Below are 1,616 nucleotides of genomic sequence, written 5' to 3'. Positions count from 1 at the left end.
GGTCGACCGGTGCGAGGTACTCGTGGAGCGCGGTGCGGTGCCACCACGCGCCGGTTTCCCGCAGTTCGCGCCATCCGGTGAACCGGTAGAGATGGAGGGTCGCCCGGACGTGGGTCGGCGGGGCGTCGGGGAAGGGGTTGTGGCGCAGCAGTCGCAGGGTGGCCCGGTCACCGGCCAGCAGGCGGGCGACGAAGGGCAGGAACCAGGGGTGGGCGTAGCCGGGCGAGATGCCGGCGAACCACATCAGCCAGTCGAGCCGCAGGTGGTAGGGGGCGTACTGGCGCGGGAGGCGGCGCACGTCGCCGGGTTTGCCCTTGAAGCCGTACTCGCGCCAGACGGTGTGCGGGGTGAGGACGGCTTCGTCGGTGCCCTCGACGACGACCTCCTGGCGGATCCGGTTGATGCTGCCGAAGGCGCCGTAGGTGTTGACGAGGTGCAGCCGGTTGAAGGAGCGGTTCATGACCTGGCCGCGGGAGACCATGTTGCGCACCGGCCAGTAGCTGAGGACGAGGACGAGGGCGGTGAGCGCGATCACCAGCGCCTGGTACCAGACGGGGGCGCCGGGGTGGGTGCGGGTGTGGACGGGCAGGCCGAGGCCGGCCGGTTCGACGGCGGCGAGGGCCAGGACGATGGTCAGCCAGTTGAGCCAGGCGAAGTTGCCGGAGGCGACCAGCCACAGCTGGCTGGCGACGATGGCGCAGGCCGCGTAGCTCGCGATCGGCTGCGGGAACAACAGGCATACCGGTACGACGAGTTGGACGACATGATTGGCGGCGGCCTCGACCCGGTGCACCGGGTCGGGCAGGTGGTGGAAGAACCAGCTGAGCGGTCCGGGCATGGGCTGGGTCTCGTGGTGGTAGCGCAGACAGGTCAGGTCGCGCCAGCAGCGGTCGCCGCGCAGTTTGATCAGTCCGGCGCCGAACTCGACCCGGAGGACGAGCCAGCGCATCAGCCACAGCACCAGGGTCGGCGGGGCGGTGTCGGCGTTGCCCAGGAAGGCGGCGAGGAAGCCCGCTTCGAGCAGCAGCGACTCCCAGCCGAAGGAGTACCAGGTCTGCCCGACGTTGACGATGGAGAGGTAGAGGACCCAGAGCACCGCCCAGAGGAGGATCGACGCCCACAGCGGGACGGCGTCGCCGAGCCCGGCGGCGACGGCGGCGGCCAGGGCGGCTCCGCTCCACGCGACGGCGGCGAAGAAGCGGTCGCTGTAGTGGAGGTGGAAGATGCCGGGCGCCCGGCGGAACGGGACGCGAGCGGTGAAGCGGGGTACCGGCAGCATGCCGTCGGCGCCGATGAGGGCGCGGAACTGCACGGCGGCGGCGAGGAATCCGATCAGGTAGAGGCCGGCGAGCAGGCGTTGGACGAGCAGCCGGCTCAGCCAGTAGTCGGGGGCGGCGAACCAGTCCATGCGGCCCATGCCTACCACCGGAGGCCGTCGGCCGGGCCCGGCCGGGGCGCGGGCGGCGGACGGTTCACCCGCTCGGCCCGGGCGGGCGAACGGGCAGACGGACGAGCAGGCGGACGGGCAGACGGACGGGAAGGCGGACGGGAAGGCGGACGAACGGCCGGACGGGCAAGCGCACGGGCGGGCGGGAAGTCAGCGAAGCGGCGAAGTG

1 protein-coding gene and 1 pseudogene are annotated in these 1,616 nt (G+C 72.0%); one reads left to right on the top strand and one right to left on the bottom strand.

The annotated features are described in order from the left end of the window. A partial coding sequence (locus J0670_RS37635) for a lipase maturation factor family protein (protein ID WP_207817269.1) occupies positions 1–1,408 on the bottom strand: 1,408 nt, incomplete at its 3' end. A 7-nt stretch (positions 1,409–1,415) separates the two neighbouring features. On the opposite strand from J0670_RS37635, the pseudogene J0670_RS37630 reads away from it, so the two are divergent. Then, positions 1,416–1,616: pseudogene (locus J0670_RS37630) on the top strand (hypothetical protein); the annotation flags it as partial.

The sequence above is a fragment of the Streptomyces sp. FH025 genome, from assembly GCF_017427025.1.
Taxonomy (GTDB): Bacteria; Actinomycetota; Actinomycetes; order Streptomycetales; family Streptomycetaceae; genus Kitasatospora.
This window is presented reverse-complemented; position numbering and strand designations above follow the sequence as displayed.